At 48.0% G+C, this 22,529-nt stretch carries 20 protein-coding genes; 12 read left to right on the top strand and 8 right to left on the bottom strand.

The annotated features are described in order from the left end of the window. Window positions 1–90: 90 nt before the first annotated feature. The 3 genes from QUB63_RS18805 to QUB63_RS18795 all read left to right on the top strand — a co-directional run bounded on the left by QUB63_RS18805 (window position 91) and on the right by QUB63_RS18795 (window position 3,017). Complete coding sequence (locus QUB63_RS18805; RefSeq protein WP_332946786.1) at window positions 91–1,062, top strand: CobW family GTP-binding protein; 972 nt, start codon at window positions 91–93, stop codon at window positions 1,060–1,062. After that, window positions 1,050–2,099, top strand: a complete 1,050-nt coding sequence (locus tag QUB63_RS18800) for a WD40 repeat domain-containing protein (RefSeq protein ID WP_332946785.1) — start codon at window positions 1,050–1,052, stop codon at window positions 2,097–2,099. Before QUB63_RS18805 ends, QUB63_RS18800 begins: the two co-directional genes overlap by 13 nt. 237 nt (window positions 2,100–2,336) lie before the next feature. Continuing rightward, window positions 2,337–3,017, top strand: a complete 681-nt coding sequence (locus QUB63_RS18795; protein ID WP_332946784.1) for a CADD family putative folate metabolism protein — start codon at window positions 2,337–2,339, stop codon at window positions 3,015–3,017. A gap of 261 nt (window positions 3,018–3,278) precedes the next feature. Here QUB63_RS18795 and QUB63_RS18790 read toward each other — a convergent pair whose 3' ends face one another. After that, entirely contained in the window at window positions 3,279–4,115 is an 837-nt protein-coding gene (locus QUB63_RS18790) for a metal ABC transporter permease (RefSeq protein ID WP_332946783.1), read from the bottom strand. 129 nt (window positions 4,116–4,244) lie between these two features. Continuing rightward, window positions 4,245–4,964 carry a metal ABC transporter ATP-binding protein gene (locus tag QUB63_RS18785; protein ID WP_332946782.1) on the bottom strand — a complete coding sequence of 240 codons (720 nt, stop codon included), beginning with the start codon at window positions 4,962–4,964 and terminating at the stop codon, window positions 4,245–4,247. An 89-nt stretch (window positions 4,965–5,053) separates the two neighbouring features. On the opposite strand from QUB63_RS18785, the gene QUB63_RS18780 reads away from it, so the two are divergent. Then, window positions 5,054–6,103 carry a metal ABC transporter solute-binding protein, Zn/Mn family gene (locus tag QUB63_RS18780; RefSeq protein WP_332946781.1) on the top strand — a complete coding sequence of 350 codons (1,050 nt, stop codon included), beginning with the start codon at window positions 5,054–5,056 and terminating at the stop codon, window positions 6,101–6,103. Between the two features lie 156 nt (window positions 6,104–6,259). Here QUB63_RS18780 and QUB63_RS18775 read toward each other — a convergent pair whose 3' ends face one another. After that, entirely contained in the window at window positions 6,260–6,520 is a 261-nt protein-coding gene (locus tag QUB63_RS18775) for a DUF7219 family protein (protein WP_332946780.1), read from the bottom strand. Window positions 6,521–6,795: 275 nt separating this feature from the next. After that, window positions 6,796–6,963, bottom strand: a complete 168-nt coding sequence (locus QUB63_RS18770; protein ID WP_332946779.1) for a metallothionein — start codon at window positions 6,961–6,963, stop codon at window positions 6,796–6,798. A 142-nt stretch (window positions 6,964–7,105) separates the two neighbouring features. Between QUB63_RS18770 and QUB63_RS18765 the strand changes: the two genes are divergently transcribed. Continuing rightward, window positions 7,106–7,516, top strand: a complete 411-nt coding sequence (locus tag QUB63_RS18765) for an ArsR/SmtB family transcription factor (protein WP_332946778.1) — start codon at window positions 7,106–7,108, stop codon at window positions 7,514–7,516. 214 nt (window positions 7,517–7,730) lie between these two features. Here the strand turns inward: QUB63_RS18765 and QUB63_RS18760 are convergent, their stop codons facing one another. The 3 genes from QUB63_RS18760 to QUB63_RS18750 all read right to left on the bottom strand — a co-directional run bounded on the left by QUB63_RS18760 (window position 7,731) and on the right by QUB63_RS18750 (window position 10,567). Next, window positions 7,731–7,931 carry a heavy-metal-associated domain-containing protein gene (locus QUB63_RS18760; protein ID WP_332946777.1) on the bottom strand — a complete coding sequence of 67 codons (201 nt, stop codon included), beginning with the start codon at window positions 7,929–7,931 and terminating at the stop codon, window positions 7,731–7,733. A gap of 233 nt (window positions 7,932–8,164) precedes the next feature. Continuing rightward, window positions 8,165–9,037, bottom strand: a complete 873-nt coding sequence (gene aroF, locus QUB63_RS18755; RefSeq protein WP_332946842.1) for a 3-deoxy-7-phosphoheptulonate synthase — start codon at window positions 9,035–9,037, stop codon at window positions 8,165–8,167. A 753-nt stretch (window positions 9,038–9,790) separates the two neighbouring features. Then, complete coding sequence (locus QUB63_RS18750) at window positions 9,791–10,567, bottom strand: sulfotransferase domain-containing protein (RefSeq protein WP_332946776.1); 777 nt, start codon at window positions 10,565–10,567, stop codon at window positions 9,791–9,793. A gap of 323 nt (window positions 10,568–10,890) precedes the next feature. Here QUB63_RS18750 and QUB63_RS18745 point away from each other — a divergent pair, with 323 nt between their 5' ends. After that, a complete protein-coding gene (locus tag QUB63_RS18745) occupies window positions 10,891–11,289 on the top strand; it encodes a hypothetical protein (protein WP_332946775.1) in 399 nt (132 codons plus the stop codon). A gap of 182 nt (window positions 11,290–11,471) precedes the next feature. Next, window positions 11,472–11,750: a hypothetical protein gene (locus QUB63_RS18740; protein ID WP_332946774.1), complete on the top strand. Its 279-nt coding sequence runs from the start codon at window positions 11,472–11,474 to the stop codon at window positions 11,748–11,750. Here the strand turns inward: QUB63_RS18740 and QUB63_RS18735 are convergent. Next, window positions 11,734–12,657, bottom strand: a complete 924-nt coding sequence (locus QUB63_RS18735; protein WP_332946773.1) for a hypothetical protein — start codon at window positions 12,655–12,657, stop codon at window positions 11,734–11,736. The genes QUB63_RS18740 and QUB63_RS18735 overlap by 17 nt on opposite strands. A gap of 503 nt (window positions 12,658–13,160) precedes the next feature. Between QUB63_RS18735 and hpsA the strand changes: the two genes are divergently transcribed. The 5 genes from hpsA to QUB63_RS18710 all read left to right on the top strand — a co-directional run bounded on the left by hpsA (window position 13,161) and on the right by QUB63_RS18710 (window position 22,010). Continuing rightward, complete coding sequence (gene hpsA / locus QUB63_RS18730; protein ID WP_332946772.1) at window positions 13,161–18,407, top strand: hormogonium polysaccharide biosynthesis protein HpsA; 5,247 nt, start codon at window positions 13,161–13,163, stop codon at window positions 18,405–18,407. 49 nt (window positions 18,408–18,456) lie between these two features. Beyond that, window positions 18,457–19,110 carry a hormogonium polysaccharide secretion pseudopilin HpsB gene (gene hpsB, locus QUB63_RS18725; RefSeq protein WP_332946771.1) on the top strand — a complete coding sequence of 218 codons (654 nt, stop codon included), beginning with the start codon at window positions 18,457–18,459 and terminating at the stop codon, window positions 19,108–19,110. A 59-nt stretch (window positions 19,111–19,169) separates the two neighbouring features. Beyond that, window positions 19,170–20,246 (top strand): hormogonium polysaccharide secretion pseudopilin HpsC, encoded by a 1,077-nt coding sequence (gene hpsC / locus QUB63_RS18720; protein ID WP_332946770.1) that lies wholly within the window; start codon window positions 19,170–19,172, stop codon window positions 20,244–20,246. 57 nt (window positions 20,247–20,303) lie between these two features. Further along, window positions 20,304–20,921 carry a pilus assembly FimT family protein gene (locus QUB63_RS18715; RefSeq protein ID WP_332946769.1) on the top strand — a complete coding sequence of 206 codons (618 nt, stop codon included), beginning with the start codon at window positions 20,304–20,306 and terminating at the stop codon, window positions 20,919–20,921. Between the two features lie 450 nt (window positions 20,922–21,371). Next, window positions 21,372–22,010, top strand: coding sequence for a Uma2 family endonuclease (locus QUB63_RS18710; RefSeq protein WP_332946768.1), 639 nt, complete (start codon window positions 21,372–21,374; stop codon window positions 22,008–22,010). Window positions 22,011–22,529 lie beyond the last annotated feature (519 nt).

The following is a 22,529-nucleotide window of genomic DNA, read 5'->3' as shown; positions in this document are numbered from 1 at the left end:
TACGAACTTACAAGTGCAGTTAACCGTTTAGCCTCAGAATCATGTAAAATAGCGACAATAGTTATCATTATATAATAATCGAGGTCAAGTATGGTGACTGCTGGGGCGATCGAATCAGTTCCCGTAACCGTTCTTACAGGCTACTTGGGTGCAGGCAAAACCACCCTGCTCAACCGCATTTTAACACACGAACACGGCAAAAAAGTTGCAGTCATCGTCAACGAATTCGGCGAAGTAGGCATCGACAACCAACTGATAATTGATGCCGACGAAGAAATTTTTGAGATGAACAACGGCTGCATTTGCTGTACAGTCCGAGGCGACTTAATTCGGATTATCGGCAACTTAATGAAGCGGCGCGACAAATTCGACCACATGGTTATCGAAACCACAGGCTTAGCCGACCCCGCACCCGTAATTCAAACATTTTTTGTAGACGAAGATATGCGGGACAAATTGCTGCTAGACGCAGTTGTCACCGTAGTCGATGCCAAACACATCTGGCAGCATTGGGATGCAGATGAAGCTCAAGAACAAATTGCCTTCGCTGATGTTATTTTGCTCAACAAAACAGATTTAGTGACCGAGGCAGAATTGGCAGAATTAGAAAAGCGAATTCGCGCCATGAATGCAATGGCAAAAATCCACCGCACTCACAACGCTGAATTAGCAATGGATGCTTTGTTGGGCGTCAAAGCATTTGATTTGAACCGCGCTTTAGAAATCGAACCAGACTTTTTGGGCGAACACGAACACGAACACGACGCAACAGTAACTTCCGTAGCCATAGTAGAACCAGGTGCTATTGACGGCAACAAATTTAGCGATTGGATTGAGGAATTGTTGCGAACTCAAGGCCCGAATATCTTTCGGACGAAAGGCATTTTAAACATAGCTGGAAAAAACGAGCGATTTGTTTTTCAAGGAGTGCACATGATGTTCGACGGTCGGCCGGATAGACTTTGGAAAGCCACCGAAACTCCGAAAAACGAACTCGTATTCATCGGTCGCAACTTAAACGAAACTCAATTGCGAGAGGATTTCCGTCGGTGTCTAGTTTAAAAAGTAGCGAACAAGCCCTGGAATTTCACTCCGCAGCAATGCTGTCTGACTACGTAACTGCTGTTACTTGGTCGTCGGATGGCACAACTTTAGCAGTTTGTTCCGCTGCGGGGGAAGTGATGCTGGCGACAGTAGGCGAAATTAATCAATTGTCCTTACAACCGCTGCAAACTGCTACAGGGAAATCAGTCGATTGTTTGTCTTTTTCCGCCGACAGTCAATTCTTAGCTGCGGGCGGACAAGACGGGCGGGTGCGAATTTGGCGCGTCCATTCTGGGGAATTAATTGCTGATTTGGACAATCAGCGCGTCTGGGTTGATAAGTTAGCTTGGAGTCCCCACTGCAATCAGTTAGCTTTTAGCATGGGCCGCTGCGTTCAAGTCTGGAATGCTGATGATAATGTTGTGGAAGTAACGCTGAATTTCGACTCATCATCTATCCTAGATTTAGCATGGCATCCGATTGTTCAATATCTGGCAGTTAGCGGCTATCAAGGTGTTAAAGTTTGGAGTGGCGAAGATTGGGACGAAGACCCGGAAATTTTATCAGTACCGTCTGTAACGGGTGCAATTGCTTGGTCGCCACAAGGGGAATATTTAGCTTGCGGCAATATGGACAATACTCTAATTGTTAGTGAATGGGGCAGTTTTGAACCGTGGGTAATGCAGGGTTTTCCGGGGAAGGTTCGGGAGTTGGCTTGGTCGGATAGAACTAATTCTTTGGGTGTATCTTTGTTGGCTGCTTCGAGTTTTGGAGGCATTTCGGTGTGGGAAAAACACGCTGATGAAAGTGTCGGCTGGGATTCTTGGGGGTTAGAAGTGCATGAAAATGTCGTAAGCGCGATCGCCTTTCAACCTAGCACATTTTTATTAGCTTCTGCATCTGCCGACGGTCAAGTTTGTTTGTGGTACGAAGCAGCACAATTGCTGCAAATTCTCGAAGGCGCAGAGGGCGGTTTTTCCTGTCTCGCATGGCATCCCGACGGCCAGTTTCTCGCGGCCGGCGGGAATGGCGGCGAATTGCTTGTTTGGTCGTAATCCCTGCGGAGTAAGGGATTTAACAGATGTTAACTTGGCTGCTGGGTGTCGGCACTGGCTTGAGCCAAACATAAACAATTGAAAACTTACTCTTGACAAAATGCTAGATTACCATAACATTTTAGTGGAGGACTGAAGTCCTCACTACGAAACCATTTTAGTGTAGGACTGAAGTCCTCACTACGAACCCATTTTATCGCAGGTTTGCTGCACTATCCTCAAAGGCGATCGACAATTATGACCCAACAGCAATTTCTCGAACAACTCAACAGCATTCTCGACCAAAACCACCTGCTGAAACACCCGTTCTACCAAATGTGGAACGAAGGCAAACTCGACATCGCAATGCTGCAAGAGTACGCACAAGAATACTACCTGCAAGTCCACAATTTCCCCACCTACGTCAGCGCTACGCACGCCGCCTGCGACGACATCAAAATTCGTCAAATGCTCCTCGAAAACCTCATAGAAGAAGAGCGAGGCGCTGCAAATCACCCCGAACTGTGGCTGCGCTTTGCCGAAGGTTTGGGTTTAGACAGAAACGCAGTTCTCTCGCGCGAACACTTAGAAAAAACTACCGAATCCGTCCGCATTCTCAAAGACTTAGCCCGCAGCGAATCTCCCGCCAAAGGTTTAGCCGCCCTCTACGCTTACGAAGCGCAAATCCCCGAAGTTTCCACAACCAAAATCGCTGGTTTGCAGGAATTTTACGGCATCGATTCAGCAGCAGCTTTGTCTTTCTTTAAAGTCCACGAAACAGCCGACGAGTTCCACTCGCAAGCCACCCGCGAAGCGCTGTTACAGCTTTGTGAAACTCAAGAAGCACAACAAGAAGCATTGTTAGCCGCTGAGAAAGCAACTTTTGCTCTTAATTTACTGCTTGATGGTGTTTACGAAACCTATTGTCAAGCTAAGTAAGCTTCAGTTGACAGTTGACAGTTGACAGTTGACAGTTGACAGATTCTTTCTGGTAAAAAACGCATATTTGCAGGGCGGGTTTAGCTAGTGATTGTGACAGCAAACAATCTCGGTAACAAACTCACCCGCCCTTGCTTTCTTCATCTCTTGAAATTATCTGCGTTGATCTGCGTCGATCTGCCTTACATCTGCGGTTAATTTATCAATCTAAGATTTATACAAGAGGTTTAGTCATAATTAATTATAAAATCTCAAATCGGATTATCCTCTCTTTCGGGTCAAAATTCCTTGACTGGGACTGAACAGCAAAGCTAATAAAAATAATCCAAAAACAACTAATACAATTGCCGCACCCGAGGGCATATTCAAATAATAGCTGAGATACATCCCTGTCACGCTAGCTGTAATTCCAATTATCGCTCCCACTCCCATCATTAAATGTAACTCTTTTACCAACAAATATGCCGTAATTCCAGGTCCGATTAACAGCGAAATTACTAACAGCGCCCCCACCGTTTGCAAACTCGCCACCACCGTCAGCGTAATCGCCGAAATCATCCCCAAGTAAATCAAGTTTACAGGTAAACCGGATGCTTGCGCGCCCAGCGGGTCAAAAGTATAAAACAGCAGTTCTTTGTAAAAAAGTTTAACTGCGACCAAAATAATTACAGTTATCATAAAAGTCTGCTGTACGTCTGACGGTGCAACTGACAAGATATTGCCGAATAAAAACCCGTCTAAGTCTAGTTTTGTTGTCCGCAATACGCTAATCAAGGTGACGCTAATTGCTAAAAATGTAGACAATATTAATGCCATAACTGCATCTATTTTAATCCGCGATTGCGATTGAATCCATGCCATAATTACGGCGCTGATGATTCCTGAGATAAATGCGCCGATCGCAATATTGAAACCTAAAGAAAATGCCACCGGCAGTCCTGCTAATACTGAATGGGCAATCATGTCTACCATCATTCCCATTTGCTGTACGATTAAGTACGCTCCGACAACGGCGCAGAGTATTCCTAGCAGAATTCCAACGGCGATCGCATTTCGCATGAACTCGAATTTTAGGGGTTCAATTAGTAGGTTTAGCATTTAATTACACAGACTAAAGAAAAGTCGGCGGTTGAAACCAGGTCTACACAAACGAAGCCCATGCCAAGCGGGCTGAATAATCAAGTTAGGAACCGCAAACACCCGAAAGTTTAAGTAACCCCATTTTGCTTACGCAGCAACTAAGCTTAAATCGTATCCATAGGCTTTTTGAATATTGGCGGCGGTGAGGACTTCGCGGCAGGAACCCGTGGCGATTAACTGCTTGTTTAGCAATAATAAATTGTCGTATTGTTTTAAGGTTTCTCCTAAATCGTGGCTGATTACTAGCAAGGTTTTATTTTCGGCTTTGAGTTCGGCAAAAATATCGAAAATAATCTCTTCTGTTGCTTTGTCGATCGCACTAAAGGGCTCGTCGAAGAAGAATAAATCGGCTTGTTGGGCGATCGACCTTGCTAAAAATATCCGCTGCTGCTGTCCCCCGGAGAGTTCGCCAATTTGCCGATCGCGCAAATCCCACATTCCCACCCGCAGCAAAGCAGCTTTTACCAATTCTTGCGACTGCTTCGATGGACTGCGAAACCAACCAGTCTGGACAGTTCGCGCCATCATCACCGCATTCCACACCGTAATCGGATAATCCCAGTCAATTTGCGATCGCTGCGGCACGTAAGCCACCCGCGATAACTGTTCCTTCAACAACCGCCCCTGATATTTTACCATCCCCCGACAGGCCGGGATCAATCCCAGCATCGCTTTCACCATCGTGCTTTTCCCAGCGCCGTTGGGGCCGAACACCCCCGTTAACTGTCCGGGATCTAAATGAAAATTCACGCTGTTAAGGGCCGAAATTCCTCGATAATTCACAGCCAAGTCTTGCACTTCTAACATAATTCCAGCTTTTGAGAACGATTCTTGTTCGTAGCTACTACAATAGGATAACTCTAAAAGTAATAACGATTATCGTTCCAAAGGTAAAAATGTTACAGAACTTGACCGGAAAAAGCGGCAGATGGTGCGGTTTGGCGGTTTTGGCGATCGGCTGCGGGCTGGTTGGGTGCAGTTCTGGCCCCCAAGCCCGCAATTCGGCGCCGGAGAGTCCGAGATCCAACTTGCCAAAAGTCGTGGCTACGACTGGTGTTATCTGCGATCTAACGAAGGAAATTGCCCAAAGTTCGATCGACACCACCTGTCTAATCAAGCCCGGAGAAGACCCCCACGCCTACCAAACCAAGCCAGAAGACCGCAAAGCCATTGAAACAGCAAATTTGATTTTATACGCCGGTTACGACCACGAACCCAGCATCATTAAATTAATTAAATCCAGCAGTAATCCCGCACCAAAAATCGCCGTACACGAACTCGCCGTTCCCAAACCGCTGATGGGCGATCGCGAGCACGAACACGGCGAAGAGAAAGCACAAAACAAAACCCACGCAGCAGGCGAAAAAGTTCCCGACCCTCACGTATGGCACAATCCTCAAAATGGCATCCGCATGGTAGAAACAATTCGCGACGAATTAAAAAAAGTCTCCCCCAGCAATGCTCAACTTTATACCAGCAATGCCGCTAAATTAACTGGGGAATTGCAAAAAATAGATACTTGGATCAAAGCACAAATTGCGACTATTCCGGCGGACAAACGCAAATTAGTCACAACTCACGATGCTCTGAGTTACTATGCCGATGCTTACGGTTTAGAGGTTGCTGGAGCTTTGCAGGGAGTCACAACAGAAGAACAGCCTACAGCAGCAATAATTGCCGAATTGTCATCAGAAATTAAGGCAGCAGCAGTGCCGACAATTTTTGTCGAAACCACGACTAATCCCAAGTTAATGCAGACTGTAGCGAGGGAAGCCAATGTCAAAATTTCCGACAAAGAACTCTACAGCGACGAGTTGGGCGGCCCAGGTACTGGCGCTGATACCTATGAAGGAATGCTAAAAACCAATACTTGTGCGATTGCTTCCGGCCTCGGCGGCAATTGCACTTTGTTTGCAGGAGAAGCAACACCAACTTCTAAACCATAGAAAAGTCGGCGGTTGAAACCGCACCTAGACAAACAAAAACCGCCTCCGCAGTTTTCCGAGGGGGCGGTTAAAATTATATTATTTTCTTCAGTTGGCGTCCGGCGGACGAAAGTTTTTATAAACCTGGTTTCAACCGCCGTCTTCTCTGCGATGAATTTAGGGTGAATTTCCCTCATCGGTACTGGGGGGTTTTTGGCCAATTCCCAATTGCTTCTTAGAGGATTTTAAGTTTTTCCAAAGCGCCTTAATATCTTTATAGGCTTTCTCAGTGCTTATTTTGCCGCCCGTTTCTAGCGAGCAAATATAAGTTATTTTCTGAGCAAACTCCTGCAAGTTGGCATTAAACGCCAAGTTTTCTGGCGTGAAATCACCGTAGTAGCGATTGCGAGGATGTAAAAAATCTTCCCGCTCTTTCATGGCCCCCTCCTAATTCAACTTTTGGTTGTGTCTCTGCTATTAATAGCAGTATTTGTACTGAGTATCGCGACCCTAACTTGCTTTTATTGTATTCCGCAGGTAACAATTGTGCTTTTTCGCTGTGTACTTAGTCTATAAAGGCAATTTTAACCTTTAATTACCCGTATTTTAACCTTGATTTAACCTAAAAGCCAAAAAATTGGGAGATGCCCTGGTTGCATCTCCCTTTAGATAGACTTTACGGTTGTTCCTTAACCTTTTCTGAAGCGCAATATTTATTTGCTGCACTCGCAGCCGGTGTGGCCGCAGCCGCTGCCGTTGGGGTGGCCGTCTGCGCAAGCAGTGGAACAGTAGGATTTGCCGCTTTTTTCGATGGCTTCACTGAGGCTGACAACGCACAGGCAAGAAGGACAGGCGCATTTCATTTGGGTGACGGTAGTCATTTTACTTTCTCTTGGTTTGTTTCGGTATACTAATATATGAACACATATTCAGATGTATGTCAAGGGAATGTAAAAGTTTTGTAACAAAAGGTAAGTCGATCGCGCTAACATGAAAATGAGAATTAAAACCAGCCTGGAAAAGATGTCACCGAAGTCTGCTGTTAACGGAGCGATAAGTCAGCCTGACCAACAAAACGATACACCAACGTGCGATCGCCCGCACCTAGTTGACCCAGAGCGGGCCGGTGACATCCAAACACAAGTTCTCAACACGGCAAAAGCCCAGCGGATGGCCGAGTTTTTCAGTCTTTTGGGAGATGCGAACCGCTTGCGATTGCTGTCAGTTTTGGCAAAACAAGAACTGTGCGTGTGCGATTTGGCAGCGGCTTTGAACATGAGCGAATCGGCGGTATCGCACCAGTTGCGGGCGCTGCGGGCGATACGGTTGGTAAGTTACCGCAAAATTGGCAGACAAGTTTTTTATAGTTTACTCGATCGACACGTTTTAGAACTTTACCGAGCAGTCGCCGAACACTTAGACGAAGAATCTTAATCAGTCAGTTGTCAGTTGTCAGTTGACAGTTGACAGTTGTCAGTTGTCAGTTGTCATTGGGAATTTCTGTATGCGCGGATGCTGTAGGGGCGAGTTCACCGATATCTATGATGCACATCGAGAATATTTGTAAACTCGCCCTCCCCAACCAAAGATTCATGCAAGCGATTATCTGTACATCAGCCCTGACTGCAAACCAGGGCTTATCCTAATATTATGCTTCCAGAACAGTGTGACCGGAAGCAACCACAGCTTGTTTAATAGACTCTTCCGAGGCTTGAGCTTCCACAGTCACAGTCTTGGCTGCTAAATCCACATCAATCTTAGCTTCCGGTTCAACAGTTTTAATTGCTTCAGTAATAGTGGTTCCGCAGCCGGAACAGACGATGGAGGGAACATGAAGTTTGAGTGCCATAATTAAGCGATATCTTGTAGATGACAGGATTGATTCTGCTTTTATTTTAATCAAATTTTGCTTTTTGGGACAGGCTCGCGTGCCCATCCCACAAGAAAAAAAATTGTGGGATGGGCTCGCGTACCCGTCCGAATTTTTTTGAAAGAAATCTCAAGTCCAATGACTAATGACTAATGACTAATGACTAATGACCAATGACTGATGACTGATGACTAATGACTGATGACTAATGACTAATGACTGATGACTAATGACTTAACATCCGGTACGCACCGCCCCACGGCCGCCGCCACAGCCCGCAAACTCCCAACTAAATCCACCATATCCGGCAAAGAAAGAGCTTGCCGCGCGTCAGAAACCGATTTTTCCGGTTGCGGGTGACACTCAACAATTAACCCGTCTGCACCGCAAGCAACCGCTGCTTTTGCTAGAGGTGCGACTAATTCCCGCTTGCCGGCGGCGTGAGAAGGATCTACAATTACTGGCAAATGAGTTAACTGTTTCAGCGCCACGACTGTACCCAAATCTAAAACATTTCGCGTGTAATTGTCGAAGCTGCGGATGCCTCTTTCGCACAAAACTACGTCAGGGTTTCCGTGGCTGAGAATGTATTCGGCGGCCATCACAAATTCTTCGATTGTGGCTGACAAACCGCGTTTTAGCAAAACTGGTTTTCCGGCTTGACCGATCGCCTTTAGCAACTCGAAGTTTTGCATATTGCGACTGCCTACTTGCAGCATATCAGCATAGGTGACAACCGGATCGATTTGGGCGATCGACATTACCTCTGTCACCACCGGCAAATTGTAACGCCGGCTGACATCGGCTAAAATTTCGAGTCCCTCAATTCCCATCCCTTGGAAAGCATAGGGAGAAGTCCGGGGTTTGTAGACTCCCCCCCGCAAAGCTTGCACCGGTGCGACTGAGAGTTTGCTGGCGACTGTTTCCATTTGTTCGGAACTTTCCACGGTACAGGGCCCGCCGACGATTAATAATTCTGTCCCGCCGACTGAGACTGTTTCTGATAGCTTGACAATAGTTTGGTGTTCGGGATGAGATTTGGTTGCGAGTTTGGCATCTAACATGACGGAATTCTCCTGGAAAATCGAGTGATTGGTTGACAACAAAAAACCCGGAACTTTTAAGGAGTTCCGGGTTGGCGCGAAAAGACAGCACGACAGTTTACCCAGAACTCCTGCAGGGCCAAAAATAAAAGCCGTAGTACCAGTTACTGAATAATGTCATTGCTGTTTTCGCTTGGGATAAATTGGTTGTTGGGAAAAGAACTAGAAAAAACAAAACCGCAGGTGTTAAGCTGCGGTTCGCCCGGATGTTCACAGTGAATTGTAAATTCACTCCGGGCGAACTCTCCAGTACCAAAAATAAAAATTGCTGCTTGCTGTGAACATAGGTGAAGCGATGCGATTTATTGATTAAATGCAATACTATCCGCTAAGCTAGCACAGACTGGTAGGAATGTCAAGGCCTTTTTGCAAAATGTAGGGAAACAGCATTTCCCATTGGTGTCAACTTAGCCCCAAAGACCGCCAGGGACTGAAGTCCCTGGCTAATAGCGAAAGTCCTCTGAAGAGGACTGAAGAACTCATCAGTCCTCTTCAGAGGACTTTCGCTCTGAGGCAGGGGTTTCAACCCCTGCCGGACTGCGGGTTGCAGCTTAAGTTGATACTAATGGGCATTTCCATTTCCCTACGCCACTTACTCGTTACCAGGCTGAGCCTGGTAACGCAGATCCCGAGGCTCTGCCTCGATTTTCAAGAGCGAGGCAGAGCCTCTAGATACGGGTTCCCAGGCTCAGCCGGGGAACGAGTTAAACCAGTTAAACTGTCAACTGTCACAGGTCAACTGTCAACTGAATCCCAGCCGAAGTCTCGATCGCACATTTCTGCTAATCTCTGATTGGGCGATCGATAATATGCCCTCAATTGCTCGTATACTGTCTCGCTCACGGGCGGATATTGGTTCGAGTTGTATTTTTTGTAGGTTTCTAATTGGTGCGGCGGCAAGTCTAGAAATTCTAACACGCTGTTGTATGTGCCACAAGGATTTGCATACAAATCTTCGCTTTTGAGGATTAAAAGTTGTGATTTGGGAAATAGCTGCATCCACGCTGGAAGTTGGTCGGCGTAAATGCCGCGGCTTACATAGGCGTGATGTTGGTGCTCGTAACTGTAGTAATTTGGACTGGCTAGGATTTTTTCGATTTCGCCTTTGAGTCTTTCGGACTCCGAGGCGATCGCACTTTCGAGAGACAGCGATTCGTATCCAATTTTTATGTAGTAATGATAATGGGAAATTGCGCGTTCTACTGGGTTTCTGAGCAGGGCAATTATTTTAACTTTGGGACATAAATCGCGGATGCGCTGGGCGACGCGGGGATGAAAAATATAGTAGGGGCTGGCTTCTCCGGTTAGCAAATGTTCGCCGCTTTGTGCTTGGGGAAATTGGGAATAGTACCAGTCCGGGGTTTTGTCGAAGTTGAGGTCGAAATAATGGATTTCTTTTTGGGCGGCGGGGGCGATTTGGGGATGTTGGATCAGGTAGTTGTACAGGGATGTCGTGCCGCCTTTTTGGACGCCGATGATGATGAAATCGGGGGGTTTGGAGGGTTGTTTCATGGGTTGGCGATGATATCTGGCGCTTCGGGGCGTGTCAATTTGGGCGTCGAACTGTTGATAAATATAGCTTACAGTCGAATTGCGATCGCGCGCTCCCCCCGGCGCCCCCCTTAATAAGGGGGGGACAAGAGCAGTACCGGTCTGCTGTCCGATCCCACAATCATCTCGATCCCCTCTATACCCCGAAGGAGGGGACAAGAGCGTTTCCGGTTCCCCCCTTCTTAAGGGGGGCTAGGGGGGATCGGGCCTCGGCTATAAGCGAGAGATACAAACGTAACCGGGAGAGCCTATTACACTTGTGATGAGAAAAGAGGGAAAAACTCATGACTGAATATCGATTAACACCCGCAAAGTACCGCCACGTTCAGGTAGTGGTTTGTCTCAACCGCGTTCGATTAGACGGCTACGCTAACCCTGATGAGGCTTTGGCAAAGCTGAGCGAACTTGGTTACAGTCCCCAATTGCGTTATCAATGGAATCCAGAGCGAGATGAATTTGATTTGTATGCTCTGATTCATGATTTGCCGCTAGATGAGTCGCTAATGACTGACGAAAAGTGTCAGGAGTTCTTCAAACATTTTAGGCACAGTCAGATATATTCGATCGGCTGCGGACACGCTGACCCCGATTGGTTATTTGCTTGGGGCTTTAATGACCCGCGCCGTCACGCTGCGCCGGAGGAAATCGAGCCTCTGCAAGCAAATGCTGCGGCCGCAGCTTGATATTTGTTGGCGGGCGATCGCACTTTTGCACGCTGCGGGCGATCGCACTATAGCCCAGATTCGATCCCCCCTAACCCCCCTTAAGAAGGGGGGGACAAGAGTGTTTCTGGTTCCCCCTTTCTTAAGGGGGGCTAGGGGGGATCTGGCCCTAACTATGACGCGCGATCGCACAATTGATCGAAATGGGATATGCTCCTATTTTGCAATACCAGTGGAATCCAAAACGCAACGAGTTTGATTTGTTTGCTGTGATTCACGATCGCCCGATTAGTGATTCGCTGATGGACAAACAGGCTTGCGATGCTCTCTGGGCTGCATTTAAGGAATCTTCGCTTTACGTGAATAGATTCGAGGAGGAGACGGCAGTGCCCTTTCCCCAAGGATATGGCGTACAATTTAGTCCCAGCCTAAATCTCGATCGAGCAATTGATGTTTGGGAAATGTCTATTGAGCAGTTTTAAACAGTTGAGTTCTCAAAAAATTAGCATACTCCTTGGCGCTCGACGTAACTAAGTGAATCCCATCATTAGTTTTCCACTCTCTTGACGGCGGTTCTGGTAGCCACTCATAAATATTGTTGGGAAAAAGCTCTCGAAATAATTCTCGCAGTTGCTTTTCCATGATTGTGTCCTTGACTCGTTGTTCGTTAGGTACATCCATCAAAATAACTCGCACTCCTGCATTTTTTAATTGGGTGATTTTATTTTTGATGTACTCAGACTCTTCAATGATTGCGTTCTTTACTGCTTCAGACATAGGAGATTTTTTCGCTTCTATTTGCTGTTGAATTAGCTTTTCTATTAATTCGGGGTCTATCTGTTTTTGGGTGCTGTTTGCTTCTTCTAAAAAACGAAATGAAATTTTATTTTCCTTTGTAGCGACTTTGATTAAGGTTTGAACTATACTGCTAACTGGCTGATATTCTTGTCTAAACATTGGAAAATATAAACGAATAAAATAAAAGAAGGGTTGGTATATGTTTCCAATAAAATCCTGGCTGGCTTTATATTTTTCACCTTTGAGAATTGTTTCGCTTAGTTCTAGTAATAATATTTTGGGTTTAACCTTCTCTCTTTCAATGATTTGTAAGCCTGTTGGGCTAGACATTCCTAGCAGAGCTAGACTTACGGCTTGAGGGCTGATGCGATCGGGATCGATCCGTGCAGTTATTGAACTTCCTACCAAAACTATTTCTCGCTCGGATTTTTGATTGTAAATGTAACGTTGAGCTTTGATAGTATTGCTCTGCGGCCCATTAATTCCATCGCTGGGTAACACAACTCCACCTAAAACTAAGGTATGATAGAGGGTTAAGAAAAAAATACAAATTAAGAAAGAAATTAAAATTGGGCGGTGTCTATTAGCCATTGAAATAAAAATTATTTACGACTATCTATATTATTTTAACAAGACTGATGCCGGAACATCGCACCTACACGAACAAAGCCCGCCGCTGTTTAGCTTCACTCTTGTTGACCCTCAAAAGAATCTAAGGGTGGGATCGGAATAGACGAAGAGCTAAATTAACCCGCTTTGCTGTGACTGGGCGTTTGGGGCGATGCGATCGCGATCGCTCTTTTTTCGCGATCGGACTCACTCGGCCTCTGGACGCTGACAATATCATTGAACTAGACTAGAGTGGAGTTCCCAGCCCAAATCCTTGCCCTGCAAATCTTTCGGGGAAAATATATCGGCGGCGATCCCCGATCGCGGGTTTGTCGGTTTTATTTTTCAGTGAAATTACACATATTGTGAATTTTTGCAAGGGGTGATAGGAAAGTTGGGGAAAATGGGAACTATAAGAATGGGATCGTACTGTCGAGCAGTAACTACCTGCAAGACCATCTCTGAAAAAATCCGGGAAGGCGTCAATGTTTAAGAGCAAATTATCCAAAGTTATCGTATCGCTGCTGCGGCGGATTGCTGGTGTTACCAGATCCGGGGCGAAGCGGCTGATGAGAGCAATGCTGCGATCGCTGATGGCAATGGGCCGCAGGGCGAAACTGCCGGTGGCGGGGTTTGTGCTGCCGACGGTGACGATGGTGTTGCTGGTAGTGATATTGTTGACTGTGGCGATCGTCCTGCGATCGTTCGATCGGGGGAATATGGCTCGCAACGTGCGCGTCAACCAGCAGGTGCTGGCGGCCGCAACTCCCGCGCTCGATCGGGCAAAAGCAAAAATTGAATATATGTTGCGGGAAGACCCGCAAAGACCGACAGCTACTCCGTCAGATGCAGAATTGTACCGGATGATGTCGGCTTATGATGCCACAAATGACTTTTATAAATTCGGGGACGAGGAGCGACTGATCCTGAGAGCGGATCTTAGCGTTCCAGCAAATAATATCAGCCCGACTGACGACCCACAAGGATCGCTTATAACCCCTGCTGGAACGGAAAACGAGGCGATCAATACTGCTTGGAGATATCCCGTCGATACGAACAACGACGGCATATTTGATACTTTTACTCTTTACGGAATATACTTTCGCACCCCACAAACGCAGAGACCGAGAAAGGAGATCGATGCCAGAACGCCCCCAATGGAAGCAGGAACTCTCAACCCGGCTTGCACCCAAGGAGCAGGAACAATTGCAAGTTTGGTGGGCAATTCCGGTTGGGAAAGAGCGAGCAATGGCAGATTTCAGAAAAGTTTCTTTGTTTACACCGTCAACGTACCCATAACAACTACCGAAGCGAGCGCGTTGGGTGCTCGGTATCAAGCTTTCCAGGGAACTTCCAGCGTATCTGCCCTAGAATACCAACAAGACCAAAGCCGAATTCCCCTCAGCAATAATGCGGTTGTGTATGAAGACGATCTAGATATATCTCCCGGCGTTTCGCTAAACCTAAACGGGCGGATGATTACAAATAGCAACTTATTAGTATCGCCTTTGGGCAATGCCCAACTTAGACTATTTCAAGTCAGCAGCAAGCAATCTTGTTTTTACGATGCAGACAATAGCCAAATTGTTGTAGCAGGTAATGTAGTAAACGGGTGGTCTGGCAACTCAACCACTACAATTCCCGTCGCAGTAGATCTTTTCAAAAGCATTAACAACGACCCCAATCAACCGGGCTCGGACGGGGCTACAATTAACAGCAATCCCAATCAATCTGTCACTCAAAACAGTCTTCAGGTACTCTACAATAACAACGCTTACTCCGCGCGGTTAAATGCGCTGGTACAGGCTCACAAGGCAGCAGATCCAGATCCAGGCAATAACGACCCAGTTGAGGTTATTCAAGCGCAGCAATCCCCCAAGAACCAGACCCGCGATCAAGCACTGGAAGATTATTTTAAAGCTCGGCTGCGGAAAGTTCCTTTTGCAGAAGTAGCTGCGGGAACGCCAAACGGAGGAATCACTCCAGCAGATGCTCCCTTGATTATTCAAGACAATGGTAGGAATAGCCTGAGACCTAACCCTCGGTGGAGCCTTCCTGTTACTGAAGCGACAGCGGGCGTAGGTACTCTCGCTGGGCCGACTAATCTCACTATCAGTCCCGATCAGCTACCGTCGCGAAATCCCAATGATATAGAGTCAGGTGCCAGCCAAATAAATTTGGGAGAACGAGTCATCGCGGGCAACAACTTGCCAGCACAGCGCTGGAACGGCACCAAGTTTGTCAGTGACTCACAACAGGTAGACGGCGCAACTACATGGACAGGAGGCCCAATTCGCACCCGCACACCACAAGTGATTAAACTTGCTAACGTGGGAGACACCGATCGCGGAAACGGTACAGGCGAACTACCACCCACCACAAATCCTCCTTACAGAGACGGTTTCTGGGAAAAAACAGCGGCTGAAATACCGACAACTCCCTTGGACGCTGTTGGTGGCCTGCGGGTAATTACCGGCGCCGGTGTGTACGATCGCACTAATTCCTTCCTGCCGCCGCCCAGTTGGATAGATGCTGGTACTGGCACATTGAAAAGCGGCCCCGCATCGATAGCAACCGGTCCAACTCCCGCCAATACTTACGACGACCCAGCAACGAGGGCCGTGGAACAGTACCCCGTCGTATGGCCGGACTCAATGCCGATGTCACCCTTGGGGCCGGGGTCGCAAGTGTACAACAATAGCAATGTTGGTACTCCCGGTTGGACTTCATGGGGGACAGGAGTATTAGCAAACGGCACCGGTCTGCCACAACTAGCAACAAATAATATTGGTGAAAGCGTAGGTAACCAATTTGCCAAAGGCGACTTGCGGATGCGGGCAACGGCAGTTTATCACTACGCAAACAACGGCTACAATCCAACAACGCTAGCAGCCGCACCAGCAGGAACCCAACCACAGCAAACCCCCGTGGCCTGTATCAGCAGCTACTACGACCCCAGCAACGCTTCCACAGCCAGAAACATCCTAGGGCTGCCGGATGTCAGCGGAGAGCTGGCACCACTAGCACCACTGACACTGGGAACGCAGCAGGCAGTTATCGGCTCCAACAACGGCATCACCTACGGCCCCCCGACGGCAAGACTGACACCCGCTCAATCTATTCGGCAGCCCAATGGCTTGCTTGCGAATGGAGACCCAATTTTGGAAGCCCAGGCTAACTTAGTCTTCCCGGACGGTAGGTTTGCCAACGGGCCGTTGAGAACCGCCCTCCAAGTCAATCCAAACCAGCGCACGCTAGCACAAACAGCAGCTATTGACTCGACTAATTGCGCGCTACAGATACTTGACGGCACGATCGCCCCGGGTGGTCAACTGATGCCCATTCCCGACGGGGCAATTCAAGAAGTAGCATTTTTGAACGCCAGAGAAGTCAAGGCGAACGAGCGCGACAACGCGAACACGACCGTTAACGAAGCCTTTACCCTCAGCAGTCCCGCGTCAAACGATCCCGTGCCTGCCAGGGCCCAACAAGCGGCAACTTTAACAGGCACTTACAACCAACCCCTAGAAGAACGGCAACCCCTAGAAATTCGGGCTACTCAGTTAGACATCAATCTCTTGCGCGGGCCCACGCCCGTTCCCATTCAAACGCCCACTGTTACTGCACCTGAGTGGTTGCTGCCCAACAGCGGGATTATCTACGCCAGCCGAGACGACGCATTGCCCGATCGCAGCGATCGCACTCTCAATGCCTCAAATCCAACGCAGCTCGATGAAAGTACAAGCAAAAGAGTCAGTCCCACAGACTATCTGCTCGATCCCACCCGCAAGCCTAACGGCATTGTCCTGATTAACGGACAGCAGTTATTTCGCGGCGGCGCCGCCCCCACAGCACCTGCTAACGTGAATGCTGTAGTCCGAGAAAAAGGACTGACATTGGTATCGAATTTGCCGGTTTACATCAAAAACAACTTTAACCTTCACGGCAACATCCCGCCCGCCCCTCCGGGTACTACAGCCGCTTTTACGGCAGTAGAAGAGTTTAATGAGACGGTAAACCCACTAGGTTGGGGAAATTTTTACACGCGCAACGCCCAGTTTAACACCAACTTTGCCTGCCGTGCGGGCGACCCGAGGCTTCCGCAATGCACCAACGGCGACTTCTGGAGACCGGCAACTGTACTGGCAGACTCACTAACCCTAATCTCACAAAATTACCGTTTTGGCTTCCGCAACGAAGGAGATTTTGACCTGAGAAACAATGCGGGCGCTGCTGCTGTGTGGCCGCGCCGACAGCAAGGATTTTTCAACAACAACTTTGTCACTAACGGACTTTCCAGCCGCGCGTTCTTACCTAACGGTAATTTAGCTGCCCCAGGTACTGCCGGTGTGATTACAGACCTTACCTACGTGAATCCAGCTCCCCCGCTAGTGAGTTCTTACTTCAACAACTTTGTCACTCCCGTCCAGCGGCGCGGGAATTTCCCACAGTACGTGATGGAAACCTGCACAAAACTGCCGGTGGCTGCGTGTACCGATAATGACTGGTTTGTCAATCCTCTGGCAGCAGCACCAATCTCCGCAGCCGATGCTTTGGCTGCCGGCAACAATAATTATGCTACACCTACTACTAACGCTGCTATTTTTCAAGCTGGGTCAACTGCCGATCCCCCACTGCCAGCTTTGCAGCGATTCCCCCGCCGCGTAGCTTTTCAGAGAAACCCCACCCCTACTGCCCCCGCCACTACTCCCGCCGCCAACCAGTTGGTAGCCCCCGCCAATCCCCAGCCTTTAGGGATTGGTGCTGCTCCTGGACTAGCGATCGCACCAGGTCCCGGTGCTCCCACACCTAATTCTCTGTGGTTTGCAGGAGACCCTGGGGCTACTCCCCCCGCTACGAATCCGGGCAACCTCAACTTCGATAACGTCAGTGTCCCCTATGTGGTCAACCCCACTACCACCCCTGCCAACACCTCAGACGGAGCAAATGTACCGCTACCCCCTGTAGCCCTAGCATCAGCACCTGCCAATTCGGCAATAGGATCGACACCAAACCCAGCGCCAACTCCACTACAACCACTCCCCTTTAACGGGTCGCAGCCGCTACTGCTCCCAGTCCCGCAGACCCAAATTGTGTCAGCAGCCAATGCTCCAGGCGGGACTACCATGCCAAGAGGCACAAGTTTTGCCAGACAAACAGGGTGGATACCCCAGGCTGTAAGTACCACCTTCAATCTGATCGTGGCAGCGGGTGACACTCCTTCACGGACACTCAATGCCAACAGCGGAGAATTTAACGGGGGCTTGCAAAACTTTACGAGATTCTTGGAAAGCTGGAATGACGGGGTAGCTACTACTAACATCCGAGGCTCTTTCATCCAGCAAAACCGCAGCGCCTTTAGCACTGCACCGTACCAGGGAATTCTGCCGGGCACGGTTATACCTAGCCTGTTTCAGCTTCAGGGAGGAGGCCCTCTCCCTGCGCCCCCAACTATCACAAATACGTACAACACTGATAATGGTGCTGGTGGGTTGGTTCCCTATTTCACCCCGCCCATCAGAAACTGGGGTTATGACGTGGGTTTGCTATCTCAGCCACCTGACTTGTTTACCCAAAAGTTCACCACTCCTTCGACAAGGACTCAGCCTGCTGAATATTTCCGGGAAGTACCTCGGAATGACGCTTGGGTAAAAACTCTGATGTGCGGAATGGTAGCTCCCGGTCAGCCGAATGCGAATCAGCACGCGACTGCAACTAGAAATAACTGCTAGCCCGCTTAATCCACTAACTTTTTGTCGCGCAATTACCGGAGTTCTACTTATGACTGAGCAAAAACAACACCAAAATTCATCCCAGCCCAGAGATGGCGGCTACACGATTATCGAGTCGTTGGTAGCGATGATTGTAGTTTCGGTGCTGATGATCGCGATCGCCCCGGTGATGGCCTTCTCAGTAGCAACTCGCGTCCAAGCGCGGCGGACGGAACTGGCCGCGCAGGCGGGGAAAGCTTACATTGACGCACTCAGAACAGGTGCGATCCGACCAACCGGCTCAACCCCAGCGAGCCCGCCCGGGTTTCCTACCTCCGATCCGGCCACCGTTCCGGCCGCTCCCACAAGCTCGGGTGCTTTGTACTGTTATAACTTAGATGAAACGCCCGGCTGTGCTGGTAGCACAGAATTTTTCGTTCAGGGTATTCGTTCTCCTAACACCAATCCAAATCCTAACATCGGGCCGACAGACACGGGCTACTCTTTAACCGTTCGCGTTTACAGAGCCGATGCGTTTTCTTCTGCGGGAGCTCTGGACACCAAACAGCAATCAGTTGCTAATTCCGGGCTCGGCAACCCTAAAGCGCCTTTGGTAATAATGCAGACAGAAATCCCACCTACTACTAATGGAGGTGGTTCGGCGCGTCAATCATTATGTTCTCGCCTTAACCCCAATGGAACAGTTAGCTCTGTCTGTAGGTAATCAAATCCTTGTTATCAAATCAAAATCCCTCCCCTAAATTGGTCAAGGAAGAAGTCAAAATGAAAACTTTACTCAGGTTGCTTCTGAAAACTCAGCACCAGCAAAACCGCTCTGAACAAGCTCAAACAGAAAAGGGCATGACTCTAGTCGAGCTATTGGTCGGCTCGATTATGGCATTTTTAATCATCACCCCGATGCTTGCCTTTGTAGTTGATATGCTGAATACCGACAGGAGAGAACAAGTCAAGTCAAATACCGAGCAAGACGTTCAGGCTGCCGTTGATTTCATTGCTCAAGACTTGAATCAAGCTATTTATATTTACGATAATAACACCATCAATAATGCCGCTGCCGATGGAACTCCTGGTATCAGAGCTCAACTTCCAAATCCGGCTGGGGGAACCCCCATTCTCGTCTTCTGGAAACGCCAGCAGATTCCAAATGCTGTTTCTGTTAATACTAACCCGGCTAATCGGGTACTGCCAAAAGATTGTGCTTCAACTACTTGCAACGACACCTACGTGCGAGCTTTAGTTGCTTACTATGTGGTTCAAGAAACCACTCCTAACTCTATTTGGTGTCAGCCGTCAGGAACCATTTGCCCATCTCGCATTGAGCGCTATGAAATTAGAGAGGGCGTGCGAAATCCAGGCTCACCCAATCCGGTTACTCAACCCTACTACAACAATACTCAGGCCAACAATGGTCAACAAGTAAGCCCAGCTTTTAATTCAAATTTTAACTTTAGCCAACCAAGGCTGAACGTGACAACTCCAGCGGGATTCGCAGATCCAATTTTTACGGGGCAAAATCCTCAAGTGCTGGTTAATTATATAGACCAGACGGCGGTGCCAGCAAGCGATCCACAGGAGTGCGAAAAAGCTCTTGGCAATCCCACTGCTACAGTACCAGGGCAAATCGCACCAGTCGCAATCCTAGAACCAACCCTAAGAGTAAGCGACCCAGCTAATAGCTTCTACGCTTGCGTAGATTCAGCAAGAAACATAGCCAGAGTTACTATCAGAGGAAATAGCCTGCGCCGCCTTCAAGCAGATGCTACTTACAATCCTAAAAATCCCGCATTTTTCCCAACAGCAAGCGTGCAAGTACAAGGTCGCGGTGCGTTAGGACAGTAACTTATACTTGAAACACATTTCCGAATCGCCCCCGCCGATCAAAAACAGGAGACTACAATGAAAACCCCACGAATATTATTAAAACTTTTGCAGAACTCTGCCGCCAAAGCCAGCCCTAATTTCAACAATACTGCATCCAGAAAGGGCGATGGAGGATTCACCCTTCTAGAAGTGCTGATCGTAGTGTTGGTATTAGGTATATTTGCTTCGATCGCAGCTCCGGGCTGGCTGGGATTCATCAACAGACAAAGAGTCCGCACTGTGAACGATCGAGTTTTCCAATCATTACGACTTGCACAAAGTGAAGCCAAGCGAACCAAGCGCGATGTTACTATTATATTTGACACATCTGACCCGCTAAATGTCACGTTTAACCCGGCAATAGCTACGGGTGGTAGTACCCAGCAGTTAAATGGTGGAGGTGAAATAAAACCAGGACAGATTCAACTTGCTGTTATTGGTGGAGATACTCCTGTTCCTGTTCTTAATCCTCCTCTTACTGCTACTCAAAAATCGCTGACCTTTAAATTTGATGGTGCCTTCGATCCAAACAGTCAACCAACCCTACCTTTTATAGTCACAGTTTCTTCAGTTAACGGCGGTACAAAACAGTGCGTAATTGTGCAAACTCTCCTAGGAGGAATGCGAACTGATGAGGGAAATGTTTGTCAATAATAGCTTTCAATAAATTTAATTTGAATTTTTAACAGCGATTCGGCATAAGTTCTGAATTCCTAAAATATATTAATACCAATTTAAAAAAGCTAGAATGCTCAATCTTATACCAATTATTAAAAGCTCCCCGCACCGGACACGGCAATGACTTTCATCGTGTCAACAATCAGGCTCAAACCCTTTGTATCTCTCGTTTATACCCGAGGCTTCTTCCCCCCTAGCCCCCCTTAAGAAGAGGGGGACAAGAATAAGCGTCAAAGTCGACCCCTACTCCCCTTCTTAAGGGGGATTTAGGGGGAGCGGGTCTCGGCTATAAAGGAGAGATACAAAGGTTTTCGGGCTTAAATTAACACACCTTGGACACGACGGCGTGTCCTGTATTTCATGCGATCGCAAAATGGCATTACATAAATTATTTGATATTTCAAATCCCCTTAAAACAGTCAAACTATGCAGCTAGAACTCAAACAAATCATAGTCCAACCAGGAAATCAATTACTGCTAAAAGACATAACCTGGCCGATGTTTGAAACCATATTAGCAGAATTGGGAGAAAACCGCGCATCCCGACTTTCATACAGCAACGGAACATTAGAAATCATGGTACCGCTACCGGAACACGAAATTGGCAAAGAAAATATTGGCGACTTAGTGAAAATTCTTCTCGAAGAACTAGATATAGAATTTTGGCCGCTGGGTTCAACCACATTAAAAAATGCAAATATGGCTCAAGGATTAGAAGCCGATGCCTGTTTCTACATCCAAAATGAAGCCGCAGTCCGAGGCAAAAATCGCATCGACTTAGCCACAGACCCCCCTCCCGATTTAGCCATAGAAATCGACATCACATCGCGCACTCAGCTCAACAACTACGAAGCATTGGGAGTTCCCGAATTGTGGCGCTACAACGGCCGCAACCTCCAAATCAGTGTATTGCAAGATGGAAAATACATACAGTCCGATCGCAGTCTCCAATTTCCCAACTTCCCGATCGCCGATCTCATTCCCCAGTATGTAGAGCAGAGCAAAACAGCCGGCAGAAACGTCGCCATGAAAGCCTTTCGAGCTTTGGTGAAAGCGCAAAATTAGCGATCGGGCGATCGACTGTCATCCCATAGGGCAGATCCCCCCGGCGCCCCCCTTCTTAAGGGGGGGATAAGAGTGCTCTCTTTCGTCAACCCCTACTCCCCTTAAGAAGGGGGATGCCAGGGGGATCGAGACTCGACCATAAACGAGAGATACAAAGGTTTTTAGGCGATTTATCCGCAGGGGGCGATCGCATCAATACCCGCGATTTCTCCCAAAGGGCGATCGACTCTCATCCACGGCGGGCGATCGAATCAATGGGGCGATTTATCCCCTGCGGGGCTCTCTGTAGGGAAACGGCACTGCCGTGTCCAGACTGCCCTCTAGTCACAAAAGATACATTCCCAGCGAGGCCGGCCGGGAAAAGGCACTGCCGTGTTCTGACTGTTATATTGTCATAAAATATACATTGCAAGCGATGTGGGTAGGGAAACGTCACTGCCGTATCGGGGCGCGCAGCTTTTTTGAATAGGTATAAATTTTCAGTAAATACCGAGCTACACACTAACCAAACTCAAAAGT

This window comes from Microcoleus sp. ARI1-B5 (genome assembly GCF_036705795.1).
Taxonomy (GTDB): Bacteria; Cyanobacteriota; Cyanobacteriia; order Cyanobacteriales; family Microcoleaceae; genus Microcoleus.
The sequence above is the reverse complement of the archived record's forward strand: the minus strand, read 5'-3'. Positions and strand labels throughout refer to the sequence as shown.